The organism is uncultured Tateyamaria sp., from assembly GCF_947503465.1.
Taxonomy (GTDB): Bacteria; Pseudomonadota; Alphaproteobacteria; order Rhodobacterales; family Rhodobacteraceae; genus Tateyamaria.
On sequence record NZ_CANNDN010000001.1, the window covers coordinates 718,587 to 741,049 of the forward strand.

A 22,463-nucleotide genomic window follows, 5' to 3' on the forward strand; every position below is an offset into this window, starting at 1 on the left:
CGACCCCAAAACTCCCTCCGGCAAAATCACTGATCCACGTTGCGCGCGCAGCGCGCCTGCCCTACATCCGCGCCATGACAAACACTCTTCACATCGTGGGCGGCGGCATGGCCGGGTCCGAAGCTGCGTGGCAAGCCGCCAACATGGGCGTGCAGGTCGTCATTCACGAGATGCGGCCAAAGGTCGGCACCTTTGCCCACCAAACCGGGCTGTTGGGCGAAATGGTGTGTTCGAATTCGTTCCGCTCGGATGACAGCGAACAGAACGCCGTGGGTTTGCTGCACTGGGAGATGCGCGCCGCCAACGGTCTGATCATGCAAACGGCAGACAAACACCGCCTGCCCGCCGGTGGGGCCCTTGCCGTGGACCGTGACCCGTTTGCGCAGTCCGTGACCGATACGTTGATGGCGCACCCGAACGTGACCGTCGAACACGGTGAAATCACGGCCCTGCCTGACGCCGGTCATTGGATCATCGCCACTGGCCCTCTGACGTCCAGCGCCCTGGGTCAGGCCATTGCCGCTGAAACCGGCGCCGAGGCGCTGGCGTTTTTCGATGCCATTGCCCCCATCGTCTATTTCGACTCGATCAACATGGACAAGGCATGGATGCAGTCCCGCTATGACAAGGGCGAAACAGAGGAAGAGCGCACAGCCTACCTGAACTGCCCCATGGACAAGGCACAGTACGATGCGTTCATCGACGCCCTTCTGGCTGCCGACAAAACCGAATTTCACAACGGCGAAACCGCTGGCTATTTCGATGGCTGCCTGCCCATCGAAGTGATGGCCGAGCGCGGGCGCGAAACCCTGCGCCATGGCCCGATGAAGCCCGTCGGTCTGACCAACCCGCACCAGCCTGACGTCAAACCACACGCCGTTGTGCAACTGCGCCGCGACAACAAGCTGGGCACGCTCTACAACATCGTCGGCTTCCAGACAAAGATGAAGTATGGCGCCCAAGCCGATGTTTTCAAAACCATTCCCGGCCTCGAAGACGCCCGCTTTGCACGGCTGGGCGGCATTCACCGCAACACCTTTCTCAACGCGCCCACCTTGCTTAGCGCAGATATGAGGCTGCTGTCGCGTCCCAACATTCGCTTTGCCGGTCAAATCACCGGGGTCGAAGGTTATGTCGAATCCGCGGCCATGGGCCTGCTTGCGGGCCGCGCCGCCGCGACAGAATTGCTGGGCGGCACGCTTGACATGCCGCCCGACACAACGGCCATGGGGGCGCTGATCACGCACATCACCGGAGGTGCAGACGCCAAGACCTTCCAACCGATGAACGTCAATTTCGGGCTGTTCCCGCCGGTCGACGGGCTGCGTGGCGGACGCCGCGGGCGCAAGGACCGGTACAAGGCCTATACCGACCGGGCCAAGGCCGATTGGCAGGCTTGGCTCGCCCCGCAGGCGGCTGCCGCCTGACCCTACTGGACGGATACGGGCCTCACCCGCTACTGTTCCGTCCATGACCGGATTTCTCGACAAGGCCTATACGGCCCGCGACGCGGCTTCGACCCGCGCCCTTTATGATGACTGGGCGGCCAGTTACGAGGCAGAAGTGGCGGAAAACGGCTATGCCACACCCGCCCGCTGTGCCGAGGCGCTCAAGACATATGTGGATGACCTCGCCGCGCCTGTTCTGGATTTCGGGTGTGGCACGGGATTGTCCGGTCTGGCGCTGAAGCTGGCGGGTTTCGCCGCCATCGACGGGGTCGACCTGTCCAACGAGATGCTGGCGGGCGCGCGCGACAAGACCGTGTACCGCCATCTCGATCTGATCGAAGCGGGTGGGCCGCTGCCCCGTGACAACTATACAGCCATCGCGGCCATCGGTGTCATAGGGGCCGGGGCCGCACCCATCGACGTGCTGCACCTTCTGATGCGCGCCTTGCCATCCGGCGGCAAGCTGGTCTTTTCCTTCAACGACCATGCGCTCGAAGACCCCGCAAACGAGGGCGGCGTCGCCGAATGGACCGATTGCGGCGCGGCCCGGCTCCGGTTCAAGCAACACGGTGATCATTTGCCAGGTATCAACTTGAAATCCAACGTCTACGTGCTTGAAAAAGCGTGAGTTTCGTCACCCGATTTGCACCATCGCCAACGGGACCACTGCACCTTGGCCATGCCTATTCCGCGATGTTGGCGCATGACATGGCCCGCACGCGATCCGGCACGTTCCTGTTGCGCATCGAAGATATCGATCAAAGCCGCGCCCGCCCGGAATGGGAGGCGCAGATTTACGACGATCTGCGCTGGCTTGGCCTTGCATGGCCCAGCCAGGTCCTGCTTCAATCGGAAAACGCACGCGCCTATGGGCGGGCGCTGGATACGCTGTGGGATCACGGGCTTTTGTACCAATGCGACTGCAACCGGCGCGACATCCGTGCCGCGGCTCAGGCACCGCAGGAAGGTGCCCCGCTGCACGGTCCCGACGGCGTCATCTATCCGGGCACCTGCCGGATGAAACATCCGCGCATTGGGTCCAGGCCAAAAGGGGTGGCCTTGCGCCTCGATCTTGGCAAAGCACTTGGGAAAATGGACACCACACCCACATATGCCGAGACCGGGGAACATGCGGGGAGCCACGGTATTGACGCTCCGGAACGGACAATCGGTGACATCGTCCTGGCCCGCAGGGACATGGGCACATCCTACCACCTGTCAGTTGTCGTCGATGACGCCGCACAGGGGATCACGCATGTAGTGCGCGGCGCCGATCTGGCCGAAGCGACTGGAATCCATGTCATTTTGCAGCACCTGCTTGGCCTGCCGACGCCTATGTACCACCATCACAAGCTGATACGCGACGCCACGGGCAAGCGGCTCGCAAAGCGCGACGATGCCCGCGCGATTTCAAAGTACCGCGCCGATGGGGCCAGCCCGGACGACATCCGCGCGATGGTGGGCCTGCCGTCCCTGTTTCAGAAAAATCCGCAGGGGTGAGTACGCCGGCGCCAGGGGGCGGACAGCCCCCTATTCCATCGGCGCCAACAGTTCGACCTCGTCCCCGTCGGTCACGTCCGTATAGAAGCAGCTGCGCCGCCCTGTATGGCAGGCGGGTCCGACCTGGTGCACAAGCACCAGCAGACAGTCCCGGTCGCAATCCACGCGCATGGACACAAGCGATTGCACATGCCCCGATGTCTCGCCCTTGATCCAGAAGGACTGGCGCGACCGCGACCAATAGGTCACGCGCCCCGTATCCAATGTGCGTGCCACCGCTTCGGCATTCATCCACGCCATCATCAGAACCTCGTGGCTGTCCGCGTCTTGCGCGATGGCCGGGATCAGGCCCTGGTCATTGAAAGTAAGCGTGGCAGGATCGAAAGCGGACATTGCAAAACCTTTTGCATCTGGGTCAGGGCCGCTTAAATAGGGACAAAGCAATTGCGACACCAGAGCGGAGGGGCCATGCCCGCCGATACCGACCTGATCAAGCTGTATTCAAGCCGCATTCTGGGGCTGGCTGCGGACATTCCGCACCACGCGCGCCTCGATACCCCCGACGCCACGGTCAAGAAGCGGTCGCCGCTGTGTGGATCCACGGTGACCGTCGACGTGCAGGTCGAAGACAACCGGATCACGTCGTTCGGTCAGGACGTAAAAGCCTGTGCCTTGGGCCAGGCCGCCGCAGCCGTCACCGGGGGGGCGGTCGTCGGACTCACGCTCCGGGACGTGCAAGCAGGCCGCGACGCCTTGCGTGCCATGCTGAAATCCAACGGACCCGTGCCCGCGGCGCCATTTGACGGTTTCGAAGTTCTGGAACCGGCACGCGACTACAAGAACCGCCACGCGTCGATCCTGCTCAGCATCGAAGCGACAGCCGAAGCAATGGAACAGGCCCTGCAATCTGATTGTGCCTGAGGCCGATCTTAGGAAAATTTGAAGATTTCGGGTCTAGCCCTGCAGCAGTCCACAACTGCCCAGGGTCATGCCATGACGGCTCAGCCAGATTTTCCGGAAATGTCCCAGTTGCATGCGCTTGCGCGCGCCGCCTCGACGCTTGGATATGAAATTGTGGACCTTGCCGGGTTCCTTGATCTGGTCGAGACGCAGGCACGTGACCAGCGTAAAGCGCTCAGGGTGGTGTCGGACGGGGCCACTGAAATCGAAACGGCAAACACGGCCGTCGATGCGGCCTCCAAAGACCTTGTGGACAGCGTCGATCGAACCTTTGCGGATGTGGGGCAATCTGTGGATCTGGTACGCGATCTGGGTGCACGGTCGCGCGATGTGGCCGCGTGGGTGCAGGACCTGTCCGAGCGCAGCGGCGATGTCGGCCAGACGCTTGCAGCGGTCAAGGCCAACAACAGCCAGATCGCCGCCATCTCGATGCAGGTGAACACGCTCGCCATCAATGCCAAGATCGAGGCGGCGCGGGCCGGTGATGCCGGCCGCGGCTTTGCCGTGGTGGCCGAGGCCATCAACGAACTGTCGCAAAAAACCAAGGCGGCCGCGGCGGAAATCTCGGCCAATATCGAAACGCTGACGCAATGGATCGCCACCCTAGGTGCGGAATCCAGCACCGTGGCGGACAAGGCGATGGGTGTGATTGAACAAAGTGCTGAAACCGACCGCGCCCTTGGCCGCATGGAACAGTCCGTTGAATCAACCAAGTCCGAAGCGAGCCGCATCGCGGGACACACCGCGCGCGTGTACAAGGCAGTCGCGGCATTTGGGCCCAGCATGCACGGCATAGGGCGCAGCATTGCCGAAACCTCGGACGGCATCGTCGAGGCGCATGCCCGCATCGAACGAATGGTCGATACGTCGGAAGAGATTGTACAGGCCAGCGCCGGTTTGGGCGGCATGACCGATGATGCGCCGTTCATCGAATATGTCCGGGCCCAAGCGGCCAAGGTCAGCGCCGTATTCGAAGATGCCCTGAACAGCGGCTTACTTTCACAGGCAACCCTTTTTGATCGCAGCTATGTCGCGATTCCGGACACGCGCCCGCAGCAGGTTGCAACATCGTACAACGACATACTTGATCAGTTGCTGCCGCCGATACAGGAACCCGCACTTGCCTTTGATGATCGTGTCGTGTTCTGCGCCGCCGTGGACATCAATGGCTACCTGCCCACGCACAACACCAAATTTTCGCGCCCGCAAACCGATGACGAAATCTGGAACACCGCCAACTGCCGCAACCGGCGCATTTTTGACGACCGGGTGGGTCTGAAGGCGGGGCGCAACAAGGCCCCTTTCCTTTTGCAGGTCTATCGCCGCGACATGGGCGGTGGCAGCTTCAAAATGATGAAGGATCTGTCGGCCCCGATCATTGTCCGGGCACAGCATTGGGGCGCTCTGCGCCTCGCCTACACTTTTTGAAAAAAAGCGCCGCACATCCGGGCGGATGGCGGCGCAAGGAAAGCGTCTCTTGCATGGGACAGATCCTGTGGCCCCGAGGCAAACGGGGGCGTCCGAAACGGCAGGCAGAGCCGGAAGGACACAAAAAACGGCACCTGGGACGGGCGCTGTATGGGATCAAGCAAGATCGCAGGCAGAACTCAGATCAAAACCGGAAGATGCAAGCCAACAACCAGCATCACGGCCAGGGCTGCTGCGCCCACCGCGTCCTGCAGCAAAGAGGCTTCGGCGCGGGTGGCAATATCCTTGATTTGGCGCAGTGTGGTCATCGGGCATCTCCGTCTTCAAGTTGCCTCTTTGTTCTCATATTCTTAACAGTTGGTAAAGAACTTTTTGGGAACATTTGCGAACTTTTTAGAACAAACAGGCTAACCCACTGAAATCAAACGGATGGCTTGATCCTGCCGCATCAACCACAACAGAACACGCGCGGCTTGTCCCCGCGGGGACAACAGCGCGGGATCTTCGGACAGCAATTTGCGGGCGTCAGATTGCGCCACAGCCATCAGCCCCGCCTGCCGGTCCATGTCCGCCACCTGAAAGCGTGGCACTCCGGATTGCGCCGTGCCGATCAGGTCGCCATAGCCGCGCATGCGCAAGTCCGTCTCGGCAATGCGAAACCCGTCTTCAGTCTCGCGCAGCACTTCCAGTCGCTGCTTGCCCGTCTCTGACAGGGGCGATTGGTACAGCAACAGACAGGTCGACGCAGCGTCGCCGCGCCCGACCCGTCCCCGCAACTGGTGCAGCTGCGCCAGGCCGAACGTCTCGGCCCGTTCGATCACCATGATCGTGGCGTTTGGAATGTTGACGCCAACCTCGATCACGGTTGTCGCCACCAGAACACCCGTCTCGCCCGCCTGGAACCGGCGCATCGCCGCGTCTTTCTCGGCGGGTGGCATTTGGCCATGCACCAACCCTACCCGCCCTTCGCCAAGAATGGCGCGCAACCGCTTGAAGCGTTCCTCGGCGGCCGTCAGATCCACCGCTTCGCTTTCTTCGACCAGCGGACAGACCCAGTAACACTGCCGTCCTTCGTCCATGGCCGCGCGCAGCCGGGCGATCACCTCTTCCATGCGGGCCGTGCTGACCATCGCCGTCTTGATCGGTTTGCGTCCGGGCGGCTTTTCATCCAACACCGACACATCCATGTCGCCATAATGTGCGAGCGCCAACGACCGCGGGATGGGGGTCGCGGTCATCACCAGAACATCTGCCGCCCCGCCCTTTTTCCCCAGCGCAAGGCGCTGACGCACACCGAACCGGTGCTGTTCATCGACAATCGCCAACCGCAAATCGGCAAACACGACATCGTCCTGGAACACCGCATGTGTCCCGACAAGGATCTGGATATCCCCGCGCGCAAGGGCCGCCAGCTTGGCCTTGCGCTCGGCCCCCTTGTCGCGGCCTGTCAGGATTTCAAGTACGATGCCCGCGTCCTCGGCCAATGGTTGCAGCCCTTCCAGATGCTGCCGCGCGAGGATTTCGGTGGGGGCCATCATCACCCCCTGCCCACCTGCTTCGACCGCGATCAGCAAGGCCATGAAGGCCACGAGCGTCTTGCCCGCGCCCACGTCGCCCTGCAACAGGCGATTCATCCGGATGGCGCGCGCCATGTCTTCGGCAATATCCGTAATCGCACGCTCTTGCGCGGCCGTGGGGGCATAGGGAAGGCGCGCGCGCACGCGAGAGCGAAGGATGTCTGTACCGACAGTTTCCACACCCGGACTGCGCCGTTCGGACGCGCGGGCCAGGGCCAATGTCAACTGATGCGCCATCAATTCGTCATAGGCCAGTCGCGTGCGCGCACCGGCATCCGGCGCCAGATCCGTTTGCCCCAGCGGGCTATGCACCGCGCGCAACGCATCGACAAAACCGGGCCACCCGGCCTGCGCCAATTGTCCGGGATCAATCCATTCATCAAGGTGCGGTGCCAGGGCCAACGCCGCGCGCGTCGCCTTGAACATCGTCTTCTGGGTGATGCCCGCCGTCAGCGGATATACGGGTTCGAATGGTGGAATGTCCGCAGCCTCGCTTTCGGGCAGGATATGGTCGGGATGCACCATGTTGAGGATGCCGTCGAACAGCTCGACCTTGCCCGACACCACGCGGATACTGTTCTGCGGCAGCACCTTGTTCAGGTAATCGCTGCGCCCGTGGAAAAAGACGAGTTGAAAGCTGGTTTGTGCGTCTTCCACATGAATGCGGTATGCGCCTCCGCGCGTGCGGGCGGGATAGTGTTTGCCCACGGTCACCGTGACGGTCAGCGTCGTTGGCAGGCCCGCCCCCTCGACCGTGTCGCGCATGGTGCGGTCCACGCCGGTGTGCGGCAGGGTGAACAACAGATCGCGCGGCGCCTCGATCCCCAGATGCGCGAGGTTCTGAGCGGTCTTCGGCCCAACGCCGTCCAGCGTTTCAAGCGCTGCAAACAGCGGAAAAAGGACTTCGGGACGGCTCATGAGGCGCCGATCAAGTCCAGCCAGCCATCTTCGTCCATCGTCTCGACGCCCAGATCGGCCGCTTTCTTGGCCTTGGACCCCGCTCCTGGCCCGGCCACCAGCAGGTCAGTCTTGGCACTGACTGAGCCCGAGACCTTGGCCCCTAGCGCCTCGGCCCGCGCCTTAGCTTCGGCCCGCGTCATCTTTTCCAGCGTTCCGGTAAACACGACAGTCTTGCCCGCAACGGGGCTGTCCGACGCGGCGCGGGCTTGGGCATTCTCGATCTGCAATGCGCGGACCAGCGCGTCAATCGAGCGGCGTTCGGCCTCTTGCTGGAATGTCGTCACCAGCGCGGTGGCTACCGACGCGCCAATCCCGTCAATGCCTGTCAGGTCGGCCCAGGCGGCTTGCGCGTCGGCGGAAAGATCAGCCCAAACCGCTTCGCGCACCGGTTTGATCCGCGCGCGGCGCCCCTCTTGTGCCGCGGCCCGGCGTTCTACCGCCTCGGCCGCATCGGCTTGCAGGTGGCGCTCCGCCGCGGGGGCGGCGGTATCGACAGCCTCCGAAAACGCCTGCCAAGTAGTATAGTGCCGTGCCAGATCGTTGGCGGCCACCTCGCCCACATGGCGTATGCCAAGCGCAAAGATCACCCGCCCAAGCGCCACACGGCGCCGTTCATCTATGGCATCAAACAGGTTTTGCGCGCTGGTTTCGCCCCAACCATCCCGCTTTGCCAGCTTGCTGAGGTTCCGTGCATCGCGCGATTGCAACGTGAAAATATCGGCGGGCGTGCGGATCGGCAGTTGGTCGTCATGATAGAACATCTCGACCTGTTTCGCGCCAAGGCCCTCGATATCAAACGCGCCGCGACTGACAAAATGCTTGAGTTTCTCGACCGCCTGGGCCGGGCAAATCAGGCCACCGGTGCAGCGGCGCACCGCATCCCCGTCCTCGCGGATCGCATCCGACCCGCATTCCGGGCAACAGCCGGGAAACCGGAACGGTACGGCATCTTCGGGCCGCTTTGTCAGATCTACATCGGCTACCTTCGGGATCACATCGCCCGCGCGGTACACCTGCACCCAGTCGCCGACGCGAATGTCCTTGCCCCCCCGGATCGCACCACCCTTGCTGTCCCGCCCCGCAATGTAATCCTCGTTGTGCAGGGTGGCATTCGACACCACCACACCGCCAACCGTCACGGGCGTCAGGCGCGCCACGGGACTGAGCGCACCGGTCCGGCCCACCTGGATGTCGATGGCATCCAGACGTGTCCACGCAAGTTCCGCAGGAAATTTGTGTGCGACCGCCCATCGCGGCGTTGTGGACCGGAAACCAAGCCGCCCTTGCAGGTTGAGGTCGTCAACCTTGTACACCACGCCATCGATGTCATAGCCCAGCGTGGCGCGTTTCTGTTCGATCAGCCGGTAATGCGCGAGCATCTCATCGGGGCCAGTGCAAAGTTGCGTCAACGGGTTGGTTTCAAATCCTAGATCCTTGAGCCGGGCGATGGATGCCATTTGCGTGTCTGCCAGCGGTTCGGAGAGCGCACCCCAGGCATAGGCGAAAAAACGCAGCGGACGGGTGCGGGTGATGTTGGAATCAAGCTGCCGCAATGACCCCGCCGCCGCGTTGCGCGGGTTCGCGAATGTCTTTTGACCCGCATCGGACTGGCGCGCATTGAGCGCTTCGAAATCCGGGTGGGACATGTAGACTTCGCCGCGGACTTCCAACAGGGCAGGTGCACCGCTGAGCCTGTGTGGCACGTCGTCGATCGTGCGCGCGTTTGCGGTCACGTTCTCTCCGACCGCGCCATCGCCGCGTGTCGCGGCCTGGACTAGGACGCCGTCCTCGTATCGCAACGACAGGGACAGGCCATCAATCTTGGGTTCGGCGGTGTAGGCCAGTGGCGCGTCAGCGGCCAGGGCAAGGTACTTTCGAATCCGTCCGTCAAACTCGCCGACATCCGCATCTTCAAACGCGTTGGCGAGCGACAGCATCGCAACTGTGTGGGTGACCTTGGAAAACCCGTCTGCCACGGACCCACCGACCTGTTCGCTGGGGCTGTCGTCGCGTTTGAGGTCTGGAAACCTGGCTTCGATCGCGGCATTTCGCTGCTTGAGGCGATCATATTCCGCGTCGCTGATCTCGGGTGCGTCGTCTGTATGATAGGCTTGGTTGGCCTCGTGCAACATGCGGGCAAGCGCGGCCAGTTCGGCCCTGGCTTGATCTTCTGTCAGCGCGTCAATCTCGATCTGGTCCGTCATGGCGCATCCCCTGCCTTGTCGCGCCAAGAGATAAAAGCCGTAGGCAGGGCGGTCCAGTCATTGATGCGGTGCAGGCGCGGTCCGGCACGAAAAAAGCCGACATGCGTCGTGCATATCGGCCCGTTTCGCGAGGGGGGGTTGGCTGCGTCAGGCGCCGATGGCCATCGGCGTGTCATCCGTCATCTGGGCAGGTTCGGGATCACGCAGCACATAGCCTCGGCCCCAGACCGTTTCGATATAGTTTTGACCACCGGTTGCGGTGCTCAGCTTCTTGCGCAGCTTGCAGATGAACACGTCAATGATCTTGAGTTCCGGTTCGTCCATGCCGCCATAAAGGTGGTTGAGGAACATTTCCTTGGTCAGCGTGGTGCCCTTGCGCAGGCTCAGCAGTTCCAGCATCTGATATTCCTTGCCGGTCAGATGCACCGTCTTGTTGTCGACGCTGACCGTCTTGGCATCCAGATTGACCGAGATGTCGCCTGTTTCGATAACCGATTGCGAATGCCCCTTGGACCGACGGATGATGGCGTGGATACGGGCTACCAGTTCTTCGCGGTGGAACGGTTTGGTCAGGTAATCGTCCGCCCCAAAGCCGAACCCCTTGATCTTGTTTTCCGTATCATCGGCACCCGACAGGATCAGGATGGGCGTTTCCACGCGGGCCAGTCGCAACTGGCGCAGCACCTCGTGACCGTTCATGTCCGGCAGATCAAGGTCAAGCAGGATCAGGTCGTAATCGTAAAGCTTCGCCAGATCGATCCCCTCTTCCCCCAGATCCGTCGCATAGACGTTCAGATTGGCATGGGTCAGCATCAGTTCGATGCTTTTGGAGGTGGTCGGGTCGTCTTCTACAAGCAGCACACGCATTCTTCGGGATCTCCACACTGGGGGTGTTCGGGTGTCGAACCAAACGTGAACCGAAAAGGTTAACCACACGTTACCCTTGATGGAAACTTACGTTAACAACTTAAAGTTGTCTATATTTTTGTAACGCTGTTGCTTTCAGCGCGTCCTCTCCGTGCGTGGACACGGCGCGCACCCATTCGTGGAACTCTTCTTCGCTCAGGCCGTACCGATCCAGCGCCGCCTCTTGGGTCATGAGGCCGTACAGCACGCCACGCACCACGGCCGCCTTGCGGGACGCCACCCAGCGCCGCGTGGTCGCCGGTGGCATATCCGCCTGCGTCAGCACCGTCCCATCTGGCAGGGACACCGCACGTGGCCCGTCAACTTTCTTCAAATACATCGCACCGCTGCTCTTTATTCGTGTTGAGCAAAACTCTGCGCCATCGCCTTTAATGCGCCGTTAAACGAGCCCTTGAGACTATTTCGGATTTTCATATATATGCGTCCAATTCCCCGCGGAGACGTGCCATGCTTGACCAATCCGGTCCGCTCAATTCACTGGGCTTTGCCAAAGCCCCTGCCGACACCCGAGTTGTCGTCGCCATGTCCGGCGGCGTCGACAGTTCCGTTGTGGCGGCCGAGCTGAAAAGCCAGGGCTATGACGTCGTGGGCGTGACGCTACAGCTTTATGACCACGGTGCGGCGCTGGCCAAGAAGGGCGCGTGCTGTGCGGGTCGTGACATTCATGATGCCCGCCGCGTGGCCGAAGAGATGGGATTCCCGCACTACGTTCTGGACTATGAAAACGTCTTCAAGGATGCGGTAATTGACGAATTTGCAGACAGTTATCTGGGCGGCGCGACCCCGGTGCCGTGCATCCGCTGCAACGAACGGGTGAAATTCAAGGATCTTCTTGAAACGGCTAAGGATTTAGAGGCCGACTGCATGGCGACCGGCCATTACATCCAGCGCAAGATGGGTGACCATGGCGCTGAATTGCACGCCGCAGCCGACGCCAATCGCGACCAGAGCTATTTCCTGTTTTCGACCACGTCGGAACAGCTGGACTACCTGCGTTTTCCGTTGGGCCATTTGCCGTCCAAGGACGACACGCGCGCCCTTGCCGCCAAGTATGGACTGAGCGTGGCGGACAAGCCTGACAGCCAGGACATCTGTTTCGTGCCCAACGGCGACTATGCTTCGGTCATTCGCAAATTGCGCCCCGAAGCGGCGGCGCCGGGCGATATCGTTGATACAGACGAGCGTGTGTTGGGCCGCCATGACGGCGTGATCAATTACACAATCGGGCAACGCCGGGGCCTGGGCATCGGCGGTCTGGCTGATCCGCTTTACGTGGTGAAACTGGATGCGGAACGTCGCCACGTGGTTGTCGGGCCAAAAGATATGTTGGCCACCCGGACCGTGCCGGTGCGGGACGTGAACTGGCTGGGCGATACCCGATTCGACAGCCGGGACGCGTGGCATGTCGCGGTAAAGGTCCGCTCGACCCGCCCGCCGACCGAGGCAATCATCCGCCCTATCAGCGCAACCGAGGCCACCGTCGAACTGGTCGCGGCCGAGGCGGGTGTGTCCCCCGGGCAGGCCTGCGTGTTCTATGACCGCGATAGCAGCCGCATCTTTGGCGGCGGGTGGATTCACAAAGGGTGACGCCACCCACCTTGCCAGCACGGGTGCATTCCGCTTAACTGAACAGACGTTCATATCTCGCGGAGGCCGACCCCATGAAACTAGACACAACCCTGGCGGTAGTGACCGGCGGCGCGTCCGGGCTGGGCGAGGCGACGGCCAGACACTTAGCGGCGCAAGGTGCACAAGTGACGCTGTTGGATCGCGATTCGGACCGAGGCAAACAGGTCGCATCCGAGATCGGCGGCCATTTTGTCGAAACAGATGTGACCGACGAAACGTCCGTCAGCCGGGCCATCGATCATGCACGCGACAAAATGGGCGGGATCACCGCCGCGGTGAACTGCGCAGGCATCGCTCTGGGCATCAAAACAGTCGGGCGCGACGGTGCGCACCCCCTGCCCGCGTTCCAGAAAACCATCGACATCAACCTGGTCGGCAGCTTCAACGTCGCCCGGTTGGCGGCCGCAGCCATGGCCGAAAACGATCCCGAACCTGACGGGGCACGCGGCGTCATCATCAACACCGCCTCGATCGCGGCTTTTGACGGACAAAAGGGCCAGGCCGCCTATGCTGCGTCCAAGGGCGGAATCGTCGGAATGACCCTGCCCATGGCACGCGATCTGGCCAGTTCCGGAGTGCGTGTCATGACCATCGCGCCAGGTATCTTCAAAACGCCGATGCTGGCGGGGCTGCCCGACGATGTGCAAGCCGCGCTGGCCGCAGATGTGCCGAACCCGGCCCGCCTGGGCGACCCAAATGAATATGCGCGGCTGGCCGCCTTCATCGTTGAGATGGGATATCTGAACGGCGAGGTGATCCGCCTTGATGGCGCGCTTAGGATGCGCTGATGACAACCGAGCGCCAGAAGATGGAGTCGGGCGCATGGTATTCATGCCTCGATTCCGAATTGGAAGCGCTGCGCATGACCGCATTGAATGCGGTCCACGCGCACAACCACCTGCCCCCGTCCGACCGCCGCGCACTCAGCCCGCCCTTGCGGGCGCTGTTTGCCGATCCCGGCAATGCGTGTCTGATCGAAGCGCCTTTTCACTGCTCGTACGGGCGTAACATTCATCTGGGGACAGAGGTCTATATCAACAGCGGATGCGTCATCCTGGACAGTGCCGCGGTCCATATCGGCGATGGCACGATGATCGGACCGGGTGCACAGATCCTGTGTGCCGATCACCATCGCGATCCGGTCAAGCGGCGCGCCGGGATCGAGATCGCGCATCCCGTTCATATCGGTGCCGATGTGTGGATCGGTGCCGGGGCCATCATCATGCCCGGTGTAACTGTCGGCAACCGTGTGATCGTGGGCGCCGGTGCGGTCGTGACGCATGATGTACCCGAAGGTGTGACGGTCGTGGGTGTGCCCGCCCGGGCAATCTAGGGGCCGGAAACAGGGCGTGGAATGCGGGGCAGCCCCATCTGGCACGTCAAGGACGGGTCCCAATCACCCAAGGACGCCGCCGCGTCATATGTGGCCAGCAAAAAGTCCAGCAACACCGCGGCAGGATCATCTGCCTCTGCGACAGTGCGATAGGGCATCAGGAACTCGCCCAAACTGGTGTCGTAATATGCGCCTTCGGGCCCGGCAGGCGCCGCCCCGAATCCGTCCGGCACCGGATAGGCATAGCTGTAGAACATCGCATCATCCGCGCCGTTGCCCCCTGCCCAGAACCCGGCCGAGGACACTTCGTGGCTGTAGGCCTCTTGCGTGACGGCATCGGGAAGCGCCGGAAATCCGCCCGGATGCAAGGGTGCGGGCCGACCGGAGAAGCGGGTGACCGCCAGATCGAACGACCCCCAGAACAGGTGCACGGGGCTTACCTTGCCCAGGAATCCGGTTCTGAACTGTTGGAACACCGGCGTCATCGCCGCAATTGCCTGCCACCAGGCATGGGCCGCCTCCGCATTGTAATGCCCCGGACCTGTCTGATCGCGAAACGGCATCGGGTCCGGCACTTCGTTTGGGAAATGGTGATAGTCCGTCGGCGCGCCGACGTGATCCAGCGCCTGTTTGAACGCGGCATCAAACTGTGCGACGGGCATCGGTTCAAGGTCGAATCCAGACTGTGCTCCTGACGTCGCCGTGATCTCCAACCGGTGGTCCACCAGGTCAAACCGGACGTCGACCCCGCCGGGGATCAGACCGGTCGTCAGACCGCGTGCATCAGGATAGAGCGTTGCATGCCACGAATGGTTCACCCAAGGGGTCTGCGCGAGGCGGAATTTCCCAACGATTTGCGCCCACATGTGCAGGCTGGCGCCAGTGTGTTTCCACGTGGCATAGGTCAATGCGGGCCAGGTCATGCGCGCAGCCTAGCACAGGACATCACGTCAGGCTTCCGCCTTTTCCTCAAGCGTCAGCCATTCCACTTCGGCCGCGTCGAGTTTCGCCTGGCGTATCGCCAGCGCCTCGGTCGCCTTTTGGAACTTCACCGGTTCGCGGGCATAAAGGTCGGGATTTGACAACAATTCCTGCAACTTGGACATCTCTGCCTCCAGCCGTTCGATTTCGGCGGGCAAGGCGTCCAGACGGTGTTTTTCGGTAAAGGATAGTCCCGTCTTGGCGGTCTGCTTGGGCTTGGGGGGTGTCGCTTGGCGTTTGCGTTCAGCTTCAAGGGGTTCCGGCACTGACCGGGTGGGTCGTTGCGATCGATAATCGCTCCACCCTCCGGCATAGACCGTGGCATTGCCATCGCCTTCCATGGCGATCGTGGTCACGGCAACCCGGTCCAGAAAATCGCGGTCGTGACTGACCAAAAGCACGGTGCCGTCATATTGCCCCAGAAGGTCTTGCAGCAGATCCAGAGTTTCGACGTCAAGGTCATTGGTCGGTTCGTCCAGCACCAGAAGGTTGGACTGGCGCGCCATGATCCGCGCCAAGAGCAGGCGTGCTTTTTCTCCACCAGACAGGGACCGGACCGGTGCGCGGGCCTGCGCCTCGTCAAACAGGAATTCCTTGAGGTATCCGACGACATGCTTGGGCGTGCCCCGTACCATGACCTGATCAGCCTTGCCGCTGACGCGCATTTCGGGATCACCGGTCAGGCTGTCCCACAGGCTCGCATCCGGGTCCAGCGTGGACCGGGCCTGATCAAACACGGCCAGTTCCAGGTTGGTGCCGATTGTGACGGTGCCCGTGTCCGGTTGCACTTCGCCGATCAACATCTTGAGAAGGGTCGTCTTGCCAACACCATTGGGTCCGACAAAGGCGATGCGATCGCCGCGCCGCACCTTCAGATCAAACGGCGCAAGGATCATCTTTCCATCATACGCCTTTGAAATGCCTTGCGCGTCCAGCACCTTGCGACCGGACTTCGGACCGGCATCCAGCGCCATCGCAGCAGCACCCTGGCGGTTGATCTGAGCCGCGCGCTCCGAACGCAGGTCCTGCAGGGCGCGCACCCGGCCCATGTTGCGCTTGCGGCGGGCGCTGATGCCTTCCACGGCCCAACGCGCTTCGGCCTTGATCTTGCGGTTCAGTTTGTGGCGGGCGGTGTCTTCTTCCTCCCAAACGGTGTCACGCCAGGCTTCGAACGCGTCAAAACCCTTTTCCTGCCTGCGCACCATTCCCCTGTCAATCCAAAGCGTTGCGCGGGTAAGCTCACGCAAAAAGGCACGATCGTGGCTGATCAACACAAACCCGGCACGGGTGGCCTTCAACTCGCCCTCCAGCCAGGCGATGGCCTCGATATCGAGGTGGTTGGTCGGCTCGTCCAACAGCATGAGGTCCGGCGCTTCGGCCATGAGGCGCGCCAAGGCGGCGCGGCGCCGTTCGCCACCCGAGGCAGTGCTCACAGGGCGGGCCGGATCAAATTTCAATCCTTCGCCGGCGCGCTCAACCTTGTAAAGGTCGGACGCCTCTAGCCCGTGGATTGCAAAGTCGCCAAGCGTGGAGAACCCCGACATATCAGGGTCTTGCTCCATGTACCCGACACTCACGCCGGGGCCCGGCACTATGTCGCCCCTGTCGGGCTCAACCAGCCCGCCCATCACTTTCATCAGCGTAGATTTACCGGACCCGTTGCGCCCCACCAGCGCCACACGGTCGCCCGGTTGCACCACCAGGGACAGATCGTCAAATACGGGATCGCCGCCGAAGGTAAGCGAAATATCGGAGAGCTGGAGCAAGGGAACACGGGCCATAGGCGGGCAGCTAGTGGGTCCTTTCAGCACCGTCAACCGGCGCGTCACCGCGTTCCACCCTGAAACACGCGCCAAATGGCCAGGGATCCACTTTCTTCTGGCTGAAAATACTTCGGGGGGTTTGGGGGGCTGGCCCCCCAGCCGGTCGGATCGGGGCACCCCGATCCGATATCCCTATCCGGCGACAGCGCGCAAAAGTCGCTTGCGCGCAGGTGGAATCGCCCCGATTTCCACCCCGGTAAACACATGCAGCGTGTTCATGTCATCATCGACCACGGCGTGATCACTGACCCAACCGCCCATCATAAGATAGGTGCGCAACAACGGCGGCATGCGCAGCATCGCCAGCTTCGCATCGGGCTTGTGGCGAAGCCGGGCGGCAAATTCGAACACTTTGGGGGCCTTGACCCTGGGCAACCAGCGCGTCGGCGCCAGATGGCGCGCCTTGAGCATGGCAAACGCGTCGAGGTAGTCTGCCGTCTCCGTTCCTGCAAAGGACGAACACCCAAACAGCAACTCGACCCCGGTGTCATCGACATAGGTTGTCATGGCCCCCCACGCGACGCGCAGGATATCCGGATCCGCTGCATCCGGGTCCACACAGAACCGGCCCATCTCGACCATCTTGCCGTCAAAGGCCTCAAGTGCGCTGAGTTCGTAATATTGCGCCGAATAGCTGTGCGAGATGGTGGCCCCGGTCAATGGCATCATTCGGAAACAACACACCAGCGCATCATCTGCGACCCGGCGGACCAGAATATGGGTCGATCTGTCATCAAACGCATCAGAATCGGTCTCGAGCCCAAAACAACGCGCCCGAAGCGCCTGCGCGGCGCGCAAGTCGGATGGCGTCTGTGCCGTCCGCGCGACATAGCGCCCCTTTTTCAACCTGATCATGCCCTGCCCCTTGCCGACATTGTTTTGGATCCCCGTATCACAGGGCCCATGACACCGGCGTGACGGCCCGCGGTCAGAGAACGCCCTCTGGGCCGATCCGGCCGATATTGCCAAGCAGCTGGCGCAGGAATGTCGTGTCGCGGACACCGCTGGTGGTCACGCGCCGCGACAACGCGACAACGCGCCCGTCTTCCAGCCCGAACCGTTCGATGTTCTGCAAGACCCCGTCCTGATCGAAGGTGATCGCCAGAACCTGTCGCTCCACGACCTGCGGCCGCCTGGGTCCAAAGGTGCGCACGCGGCTGCGCACATAGAAATAGTCGCCCCCTTCGAGCACCCCGCCGGATGTGGGCGGACCCACAAGGTCCTCGACCGTGCCGCGCGTGTCGATCCCAACAACCAGTTCGGCCAGGTCTTCTTCGGGCGGGACATAGCCGTGATTTCGGAACGTGGGGGAACATCCCGCAAGCCCAAGCGACAGTATCAGGGCCAGCCCTGCTGCGGAAAGTGGTGTAAAGGTCCCCATTTGACCCCCCTTGTGCTGCGCCGCCCCTTGCTCAGGGGGCGTGGTGCTTTTATCTCGACTTACTCAAGCTTTGGCCTTGGTTCAAGAAACGAAAGTCCGTTCATGTCTTTGACCCCTCCTTCACCTGCGGCTTTGCGCGTCAGTGGATTGGCCCAGAACGCGCCCACACCCTTTGCCTTTGCGCCGGATACGGACGCCATGAAGGCATTGGCGGTCGCGCTGGATCTGACCGGATTGCGCAAGCTGCGTTTTGAGGGACAGATCGCGGGCCACGGGGCAACGGACTGGCTGCTGACAGGTGATCTGGGCGCGACGGTGACCCAACCCTGTGCTGTCACTCTTGCCCCTGTCACGACCCGCATCGATGTGCCCGTGCGCCGCCTGTACGTGCGCGACTTCGAAGAAATCGACGCCCCTGAGGCCGAAATGCCGGAGGATGACGAGGTCGAACCCCTTGGGGCCTGGATTGATCCCGAAGCCGTCATGATCGAAGCACTGAGCCTTGCCATTCCAGACTTTCCGCGCGCCGATGGGGCGGAACTTGGAGAGACGGTGCTGACCGAACCGGGCGTTGATCCGTTGACCGATGAGGCTGCCAAACCCTTTGCCGGTCTGGCGGATTTGAAGTCGCGCCTCGAGGGCGGCGAAAAGGACTGATTTGCCCTTGCGTCTTGGGCAGGGATGCGTATTTTGCCGCCCTCACGAGATTTAGGGTTGGACACGGGACGGCGCTTTGCCTAAACGCTGCTCAGCCCGTCCATGGACGATCTGAAATGCCCGGTCTACGGGCGCACCGAAACACATCGCATCCGCGCACCCGGCGCGGCGCTGCCCGAACCAAAGGCCCAATCCAATGGCTGTGCAACAGAACAAAGTGTCGAAATCGCGCCGCAACAACCGCCGCGCCCACGACAGCTTGACCCCCGCCAACCCCAACGAATGCCCAAACTGCGGTGAGCTGAAGCGCCCACACCACATTTGCGCGGCATGCGGTCACTACGACGACAACGAAATTGTCGCCATGACTGAAGAGGTTGATCTGGAAGACGACGCGGCCTGAGCAGCGTCCACGGCGACAAGGCAAGACAGCGCACAATGACGGCCCCCTCCTCCGACACGGCCGACGCCACCGCAAAGCTTGCCTTTCCCATTATTCTATCCGTTGACACGATGGGCGGGGACATGGGCCCCGCCGCTGTCGTGTCCGGGTGTTCCAAGTCTGCCAAGAAGAATCCCAAGCTGGGGTTTATCCTGCACGGCCCAAAAGCCGAGCTGGAGCAGTTGGTATCCCGCAGAAAAAACCTGCACGATCGTTGCGTGATCCGTGACGCGAGCAACGTCGTGACCATGGATGACAAACCCAGCCATGTGGTCCGCAACGGCAAGGGCACATCAATGTGGTCGGCCATTGAATCGGTCCGCTCGGGCGACGCGGACGTGGTCGTCAGTTGCGGCAACACCGGTGCACTGATGGCCCTGTCGATGATCCGCTTGCGCAAATTGCCCGGCGTGAACCGCCCCGCCATCGCCGTGTTGTGGCCCAGCAGGAACCCCCAGGGGTTCAACGTGATGCTGGATGTGGGCGCGGATGTGCGCGCCGAGGCACCGGACCTGTTGCGCTACGCGTTGATGGGTGCGTCCTATGCGCGCAACGGCATGGATCTGCCGCGCCCGCGAATCGGTCTGTTGAATGTGGGCACCGAAGAACACAAAGGGCGGTCCGAGCTGAAAGAGGCTTATGAGCTGATCGGCGCCCAGGCTGACGCGGCTGAATTCGATTTCGTGGGCTTTGTCGAAGGCGGGGACATCCAGGGGGATGTGGCCGATGTGGTTGTGACCGACGGGTTCACCGGCAACGTCGCCATCAAGACAGGCGAGGGCACGGCCAGCCTGATCGGTGATTTGCTACGCGAGGCGTTCAAGTTCACACCCCTGTCCCGCCTCGCCTATCTGTTGGCTTTCACCTCGATGCGCCGCTTGCGCAAACGCATTGATCCGCGCCGGGTAAATGGTGGCGTGTTTCTTGGTTTGAATGGCACGGTTGTCAAATCGCATGGCGGGGCCGATGCTACGGGCGTATCGGCAGCCATCAAACTGGCGGCCCAATTGTCCGAACAGGGCTTTAACGACAAGCTGGCCGCCCGGGTTGCGCGGGCCACTGCGCTGGCAGAGGAGAGCAAGCGATGACGCTTCGTGCGGTGGTGCGTGGCGTGGGGCACTACCTGCCCGCGCGCGTGGTCGAGAACGCCGAGTTCGAGGCCTCGCTGGATACGTCCGACGAGTGGATTCGCGCGCGGTCCGGGATCGAGCGCCGTCATTTTGCCACCGAGGAGGACACCACATCTTCCATGGCAACAGCCGCCGCCCAGGCGGCGCTGGACGATGCCGGGCTGGTTGCGGACGACATTGATGCCATCGTGCTGGCCACCTCCACGGCGGATCTGACATTTCCGTCCGCCGCGACCATGGTGCAGGACAAGCTGGGCATGACGCGCGGTTTTGCCTTTGACGTGCAGGCGGTGTGCGCCGGCTTTGTCTATGCCTTGTCGAATGCCAACGCCCTGATCGTGTCGGGTCAGGCACGGCGGGTGATTGTCATAGGGGCCGAGACGTTTTCCAAGATCATGGACTGGACCGACCGCAGCACCTGCGTGCTGTTTGGCGACGGCGCCGGTGCGTTGGTGCTGGAGGCGCAAGACGGCGGGGGTACATCCGAGGATCGGGGCATTCTGGCCACGGACCTGAATTCGGACGGGCGGCATCGCGACCTGCTTTATGTGGATGGCGGCGTGAGTACGGGGACCAGTGGCTATCTACGGATGCAGGGCAATCAAGTGTTCCGCCACGCGGTCGAAAAACTGGCTGCCACCGCCGAAACTGCGATGGACCGTGCCGGTGTCACGGCCGATGACGTGGATTGGATTGTACCGCACCAGGCCAACATTCGAATTATCCAGGGCACGGCCAAGAAAATGGGCGTCGCGATGGATAAGGTGGTCGTTACGGTTCAGGACCACGGCAATACCTCTGCCGCGTCCATCCCGCTGGCCATGTCCGTGGGTCGAAAAAACGGTCAAATCCAGGATGGCAACCTGATCGTCACCGAAGCCATTGGTGGCGGATTGGCCTGGGGTGCCGTCGTCCTGCGCTGGTGACCGCTAGCGCCGGGCCCGAACCATACCCGGTGTCATGCCCATAACCTTGCGAAAGACGGTATTGAAATGCGCCTGGCTGGAGAAGCCGCAGGCATAAGCGGTTTCGATCAGGCTGATGTCGGTCGACAGCAACAGATGCAGCGCCCGCTCTACCCGCAATTGGAGCAGGTATTGGTACGGCGAACGGCCCGTCCGTGACTTGAATGCGCGAGAAAACGAAAACACGTCCATCGAAACCCGGTCCGCGAGGTCCTGTATCGTAAGGGGCAGTTCGATGTGATCGACGAACATATCATGCACCTTGCCAAACGCGTCCGCGTCCAGGGGTGATGTATTGCGGCGTGCCAGTTCAATGGTCCCCGCACGCTGTAACAAAAGCGCGGACAACGCCCACAGCGACTGGTCCGCATGAAAGGCGTCGCGCCCGGACGTCAGGAGCGCCGTTTCTGCAAGCGACTGGGCCACCCACAAAATCGCGGGGTCATGAAAGTAGATGCTGAACAAGCTCTCGAGATCGGGCTGCACTGGCACGTCCAGCGCGTCTGCCGTGCGGCGCAGTATGGCCTGAGGGACGGCGATATGCAGGCTGGAAAACGTACCTTCGACTGCCAATTCCCCCCTAGTGGCGCGTGGTGCCAGTCCAAGCTGCCCCGCGTGCCCGCGCCCTTCCCGGATCAGCCCGTCGAAATTGGAATAGGTCCGGCGCGACGTCGTCAGTGCAATGTGCAGGTGGTAGTCGTCAAAGGGCGGAGAATCGAATTCACCGCCCGGACAATTCACTTGCTTGATAATCGCGCCGCCTGCACCGCCGATCAGATTGGTTTGGGTCACATAGCCATAGAACGCACGGGCGTCGCGTTCTGGCCCATCCTCGCCCAATGTGAGGATATTCGTGATCAGTCCGTTCCTATCCTCGTCGTCCCGCGGCACATCACACCTGTCCTTCCGGGTGCGGATCAATGCGCTGCCAGCTAGGGCCTTCGAAAGTGGATGCGTGTGCGTCCTGATTTGTCGAATATCGCGGCGTCCCACCCGATATTACGGGATTTAGCCCGGTTTATCGGGGTTTCTTTCGCATTTTGGGGGATTTGAAGTGACGTGATCCAGCCGAGCCAAACCAGCCCGGCCTTCGGCCGCAGACACCCGTGGCAGGCGGA

General features: G+C 62.0%; 23 protein-coding genes. 12 read left to right on the plus strand and 11 right to left on the minus strand.

Going from position 1 to position 22,463, the window contains the following annotated elements:
- Positions 1-74 precede the first annotated feature (74 nt).
- From trmFO to gluQRS, 3 genes are read left to right on the plus strand one after another with little or no spacing between them, the layout of a single operon-like run.
- Positions 75-1,427 (plus strand): methylenetetrahydrofolate--tRNA-(uracil(54)-C(5))-methyltransferase (FADH(2)-oxidizing) TrmFO, encoded by a 1,353-nt coding sequence (trmFO, locus tag Q0844_RS03680; protein ID WP_299042205.1) that lies wholly within the window; start codon positions 75-77, stop codon positions 1,425-1,427.
- A 43-nt stretch (positions 1,428-1,470) separates the two neighbouring features.
- The gene (locus tag Q0844_RS03685; protein ID WP_299042207.1) at positions 1,471-2,076 is read left to right on the plus strand and encodes a methyltransferase domain-containing protein; all 606 of its coding nucleotides are present in this window, start codon (positions 1,471-1,473) and stop codon (positions 2,074-2,076) included.
- On the plus strand, positions 2,073-2,948 hold the full coding sequence (gluQRS, locus tag Q0844_RS03690; RefSeq protein ID WP_299042208.1) for a tRNA glutamyl-Q(34) synthetase GluQRS: 876 nt from the start codon (positions 2,073-2,075) through the stop codon (positions 2,946-2,948). The genes Q0844_RS03685 and gluQRS overlap by 4 nt, the downstream gene beginning before the upstream one ends.
- A 30-nt stretch (positions 2,949-2,978) precedes the next feature.
- On the opposite strand, the gene hisI is transcribed toward gluQRS, so the two are convergent.
- Entirely contained in the window at positions 2,979-3,341 is a 363-nt protein-coding gene (gene hisI / locus Q0844_RS03695; RefSeq protein WP_299042209.1) for a phosphoribosyl-AMP cyclohydrolase, read from the minus strand.
- 75 nt (positions 3,342-3,416) lie between these two features.
- Here hisI and Q0844_RS03700 point away from each other — a divergent pair, with 75 nt between their 5' ends.
- Positions 3,417-3,869 carry an iron-sulfur cluster assembly scaffold protein gene (locus tag Q0844_RS03700; RefSeq protein ID WP_299042210.1) on the plus strand — a complete coding sequence of 151 codons (453 nt, stop codon included), beginning with the start codon at positions 3,417-3,419 and terminating at the stop codon, positions 3,867-3,869.
- A 72-nt stretch (positions 3,870-3,941) separates the two neighbouring features.
- Positions 3,942-5,336: a methyl-accepting chemotaxis protein gene (locus Q0844_RS03705; RefSeq protein ID WP_299042213.1), complete on the plus strand. Its 1,395-nt coding sequence runs from the start codon at positions 3,942-3,944 to the stop codon at positions 5,334-5,336.
- Between the two features lie 179 nt (positions 5,337-5,515).
- On the opposite strand, the gene Q0844_RS03710 is transcribed toward Q0844_RS03705, so the two are convergent.
- The 5 genes from Q0844_RS03710 to Q0844_RS03730 form a co-directional block, all read right to left on the minus strand.
- Positions 5,516-5,644, minus strand: a complete 129-nt coding sequence (locus Q0844_RS03710; RefSeq protein ID WP_299042216.1) for a hypothetical protein — start codon at positions 5,642-5,644, stop codon at positions 5,516-5,518.
- A gap of 99 nt (positions 5,645-5,743) precedes the next feature.
- Positions 5,744-7,831: an ATP-dependent DNA helicase RecG gene (gene recG, locus Q0844_RS03715; protein WP_299042218.1), complete on the minus strand. Its 2,088-nt coding sequence runs from the start codon at positions 7,829-7,831 to the stop codon at positions 5,744-5,746.
- Positions 7,828-10,077, minus strand: coding sequence for an NAD-dependent DNA ligase LigA (gene ligA / locus Q0844_RS03720; protein ID WP_299042221.1), 2,250 nt, complete (start codon positions 10,075-10,077; stop codon positions 7,828-7,830). The genes recG and ligA overlap by 4 nt, the downstream gene beginning before the upstream one ends.
- Positions 10,078-10,224: 147 nt before the next feature.
- The gene (ctrA, locus tag Q0844_RS03725; protein WP_299042224.1) at positions 10,225-10,944 is read right to left on the minus strand and encodes a response regulator transcription factor CtrA; all 720 of its coding nucleotides are present in this window, start codon (positions 10,942-10,944) and stop codon (positions 10,225-10,227) included.
- A 100-nt stretch (positions 10,945-11,044) separates the two neighbouring features.
- Entirely contained in the window at positions 11,045-11,323 is a 279-nt protein-coding gene (locus Q0844_RS03730) for a DUF1153 domain-containing protein (RefSeq protein ID WP_299042226.1), read from the minus strand.
- A 128-nt stretch (positions 11,324-11,451) separates the two neighbouring features.
- Here Q0844_RS03730 and mnmA point away from each other — a divergent pair, with 128 nt between their 5' ends.
- From mnmA to Q0844_RS03745, 3 genes are all read left to right on the plus strand, one after another.
- Positions 11,452-12,591: a tRNA 2-thiouridine(34) synthase MnmA gene (gene mnmA, locus Q0844_RS03735; RefSeq protein ID WP_299042228.1), complete on the plus strand. Its 1,140-nt coding sequence runs from the start codon at positions 11,452-11,454 to the stop codon at positions 12,589-12,591.
- 74 nt (positions 12,592-12,665) lie between these two features.
- Positions 12,666-13,421: an SDR family NAD(P)-dependent oxidoreductase gene (locus Q0844_RS03740; protein ID WP_299042230.1), complete on the plus strand. Its 756-nt coding sequence runs from the start codon at positions 12,666-12,668 to the stop codon at positions 13,419-13,421.
- A complete protein-coding gene (locus tag Q0844_RS03745) occupies positions 13,421-13,966 on the plus strand; it encodes a sugar O-acetyltransferase (protein ID WP_299042233.1) in 546 nt (181 codons plus the stop codon). The genes Q0844_RS03740 and Q0844_RS03745 overlap by 1 nt, the downstream gene beginning before the upstream one ends.
- On the opposite strand, the gene Q0844_RS03750 is transcribed toward Q0844_RS03745, so the two are convergent.
- From Q0844_RS03750 to bamE, 4 genes are all read right to left on the minus strand, one after another.
- Entirely contained in the window at positions 13,963-14,889 is a 927-nt protein-coding gene (locus tag Q0844_RS03750) for a DUF5996 family protein (protein ID WP_299042236.1), read from the minus strand. The two genes, Q0844_RS03745 and Q0844_RS03750, sit on opposite strands and share 4 nt — an antisense overlap.
- Before the next feature lie 27 nt (positions 14,890-14,916).
- Positions 14,917-16,728: an ATP-binding cassette domain-containing protein gene (locus tag Q0844_RS03755; protein WP_299042239.1), complete on the minus strand. Its 1,812-nt coding sequence runs from the start codon at positions 16,726-16,728 to the stop codon at positions 14,917-14,919.
- 174 nt (positions 16,729-16,902) lie between these two features.
- On the minus strand, positions 16,903-17,625 hold the full coding sequence (locus Q0844_RS03760; protein WP_299042242.1) for a GNAT family N-acyltransferase: 723 nt from the start codon (positions 17,623-17,625) through the stop codon (positions 16,903-16,905).
- 73 nt (positions 17,626-17,698) lie between these two features.
- Complete coding sequence (bamE, locus tag Q0844_RS03765; protein ID WP_299042245.1) at positions 17,699-18,151, minus strand: outer membrane protein assembly factor BamE; 453 nt, start codon at positions 18,149-18,151, stop codon at positions 17,699-17,701.
- 102 nt (positions 18,152-18,253) lie between these two features.
- Between bamE and Q0844_RS03770 the strand changes: the two genes are divergently transcribed.
- The 4 genes from Q0844_RS03770 (at position 18,254) to Q0844_RS03785 (ending at position 21,306) form a co-directional block, all read left to right on the plus strand.
- Positions 18,254-18,808: a DUF177 domain-containing protein gene (locus Q0844_RS03770; protein ID WP_299042246.1), complete on the plus strand. Its 555-nt coding sequence runs from the start codon at positions 18,254-18,256 to the stop codon at positions 18,806-18,808.
- 196 nt (positions 18,809-19,004) lie between these two features.
- A complete protein-coding gene (gene rpmF, locus Q0844_RS03775; RefSeq protein ID WP_299042248.1) occupies positions 19,005-19,211 on the plus strand; it encodes a 50S ribosomal protein L32 in 207 nt (68 codons plus the stop codon).
- 35 nt (positions 19,212-19,246) lie between these two features.
- Complete coding sequence (plsX, locus tag Q0844_RS03780; protein ID WP_299042250.1) at positions 19,247-20,338, plus strand: phosphate acyltransferase PlsX; 1,092 nt, start codon at positions 19,247-19,249, stop codon at positions 20,336-20,338.
- Positions 20,335-21,306, plus strand: coding sequence for a beta-ketoacyl-ACP synthase III (locus Q0844_RS03785; RefSeq protein ID WP_299042252.1), 972 nt, complete (start codon positions 20,335-20,337; stop codon positions 21,304-21,306). Before plsX ends, Q0844_RS03785 begins: the two co-directional genes overlap by 4 nt.
- Positions 21,307-21,309: 3 nt before the next feature.
- Here the strand turns inward: Q0844_RS03785 and Q0844_RS03790 are convergent, their stop codons facing one another.
- A complete protein-coding gene (locus tag Q0844_RS03790; protein ID WP_299042254.1) occupies positions 21,310-22,236 on the minus strand; it encodes an AraC family transcriptional regulator in 927 nt (308 codons plus the stop codon).
- Between the last annotated feature and the right edge of the window lie 227 nt (positions 22,237-22,463).

Bases quoted from the DNA above. Each gene is read 5' to 3' on its own strand.
- ctrA (WP_299042224.1), bottom strand. From the start codon at position 10,944: ATGCGTGTGCTGCTTGTAGAAGACGACCCGACCACCTCCAAAAGCATC.
- plsX (WP_299042250.1), top strand. From the start codon at position 19,247: ATGACGGCCCCCTCCTCCGACACGGCCGACGCCACCGCAAAGCTTGCC.
- Q0844_RS03755 (WP_299042239.1), bottom strand. From the start codon at position 16,728: ATGGCCCGTGTTCCCTTGCTCCAGCTCTCCGATATTTCGCTTACCTTC.
- Q0844_RS03760 (WP_299042242.1), bottom strand. From the start codon at position 17,625: ATGATCAGGTTGAAAAAGGGGCGCTATGTCGCGCGGACGGCACAGACG.
- trmFO (WP_299042205.1), top strand. From the start codon at position 75: ATGACAAACACTCTTCACATCGTGGGCGGCGGCATGGCCGGGTCCGAA.
- Q0844_RS03740 (WP_299042230.1), top strand. From the start codon at position 12,666: ATGAAACTAGACACAACCCTGGCGGTAGTGACCGGCGGCGCGTCCGGG.
- Q0844_RS03700 (WP_299042210.1), top strand. From the start codon at position 3,417: ATGCCCGCCGATACCGACCTGATCAAGCTGTATTCAAGCCGCATTCTG.
- Q0844_RS03710 (WP_299042216.1), bottom strand. From the start codon at position 5,644: ATGACCACACTGCGCCAAATCAAGGATATTGCCACCCGCGCCGAAGCC.
- mnmA (WP_299042228.1), top strand. From the start codon at position 11,452: ATGCTTGACCAATCCGGTCCGCTCAATTCACTGGGCTTTGCCAAAGCC.
- Q0844_RS03745 (WP_299042233.1), top strand. From the start codon at position 13,421: ATGACAACCGAGCGCCAGAAGATGGAGTCGGGCGCATGGTATTCATGC.
- bamE (WP_299042245.1), bottom strand. From the start codon at position 18,151: ATGGGGACCTTTACACCACTTTCCGCAGCAGGGCTGGCCCTGATACTG.
- Q0844_RS03705 (WP_299042213.1), top strand. From the start codon at position 3,942: ATGACGGCTCAGCCAGATTTTCCGGAAATGTCCCAGTTGCATGCGCTT.
- hisI (WP_299042209.1), bottom strand. From the start codon at position 3,341: ATGTCCGCTTTCGATCCTGCCACGCTTACTTTCAATGACCAGGGCCTG.
- Q0844_RS03770 (WP_299042246.1), top strand. From the start codon at position 18,254: ATGTCTTTGACCCCTCCTTCACCTGCGGCTTTGCGCGTCAGTGGATTG.
- Q0844_RS03750 (WP_299042236.1), bottom strand. From the start codon at position 14,889: ATGACCTGGCCCGCATTGACCTATGCCACGTGGAAACACACTGGCGCC.
- ligA (WP_299042221.1), bottom strand. From the start codon at position 10,077: ATGACGGACCAGATCGAGATTGACGCGCTGACAGAAGATCAAGCCAGG.
- recG (WP_299042218.1), bottom strand. From the start codon at position 7,831: ATGAGCCGTCCCGAAGTCCTTTTTCCGCTGTTTGCAGCGCTTGAAACG.
- rpmF (WP_299042248.1), top strand. From the start codon at position 19,005: ATGGCTGTGCAACAGAACAAAGTGTCGAAATCGCGCCGCAACAACCGC.
- Q0844_RS03685 (WP_299042207.1), top strand. From the start codon at position 1,471: ATGACCGGATTTCTCGACAAGGCCTATACGGCCCGCGACGCGGCTTCG.
- Q0844_RS03785 (WP_299042252.1), top strand. From the start codon at position 20,335: ATGACGCTTCGTGCGGTGGTGCGTGGCGTGGGGCACTACCTGCCCGCG.
- Q0844_RS03730 (WP_299042226.1), bottom strand. From the start codon at position 11,323: ATGTATTTGAAGAAAGTTGACGGGCCACGTGCGGTGTCCCTGCCAGAT.